The organism is Treponema sp. R6D11, from assembly GCF_054786075.1.
This window is the reverse complement of record NZ_BDHD01000515.1, coordinates 1-866: the sequence shown is the minus strand read 5'-3', so window position 1 is coordinate 866 and position 866 is coordinate 1. Positions and strand designations below refer to the sequence as shown.

The following is an 866-nucleotide window of genomic DNA, read 5'->3' as shown; positions in this document are numbered from 1 at the left end:
GCTATGCGCGAGGCGGTATTGCGGCGTTATTCCCGCCTTTTGCGGGAGGAGAAGGAACTGCCCAATTTAATACTTGTGGACGGGGGTATCGGGCAGGTTAACGCCGCAAAGACCGTGTTAGACGAACTTGGAATTAATTGCGATATTGCGGGTCTTGCCAAAAGAGAAGAAGAATTGTGGCTGCCGAACGCAAAGAAGCCCGTCGTGCTTTCAAAACAGTCGGAAGCGTTGAAGGTTTTGCAGTTTGTCCGGGACGAGTGCCACCGGTTTGCCACGAAGCTCAATACAAAACTCCGTTCTAAAGACTTGTTCTTTCCGATACTGGAATCCGTTGAAGGGATCGGGGCAAAGCGCGCGGCGATAATTATGCGCTCTTATGAAACACTGGAAAACATCGCTGCGGCGTCTTTGGCGGAAATGGCGGAACGTTGCAAGATAAGCGAAGACGCCGCCAGAGCCGTCCGCGCGGTGGCGAAACTCGCGCTTGAGGAGAAGAATGCGCCGCACAAACGGGGGTAAGCGGCAAGTACGCCGCCTTTTCTAACCTGTACATTTTCCCAAAAATGATTTATCCTATATTCAATGAAGGAAATTATTACGCCGAAATCCAAAACGTCGCAAGTTCTGTATATTGGGCTTTTATCGCTTGCGGGCGTGCTGGTTCTGCTGTTATTAATCGGCACTATCGTGGGCGTCGTGCGCTCTTCCGGCTCCAAGCCGCTTTTACAGCTTGGCGGTCCGGCAAGGACTGAGGCAAAAATAGCCGCCTCTGACGACGATATCCGCGTTTTTTCAGGGTTGGGGCGGCTTAGGATTCCACTTTCAAACTCGTCAATTTTGGTTCTTTCGATAGCGTTCCCTTACCC

At 51.5% G+C, this 866-nt stretch carries 2 protein-coding genes; both read left to right on the top strand.

Going from position 1 to position 866, the window contains the following annotated elements:
* A partial coding sequence (locus ACYVTD_RS14370; RefSeq protein WP_461248401.1) for a helix-hairpin-helix domain-containing protein occupies nt 1-519 on the top strand: 519 nt, incomplete at its 5' end.
* A gap of 63 nt (nt 520-582) precedes the next feature.
* Nucleotides 583-866, top strand: a 284-nt coding sequence (locus ACYVTD_RS14365; RefSeq protein ID WP_461248400.1) for a hypothetical protein, incomplete at its 3' end; no start/stop codon positions are given.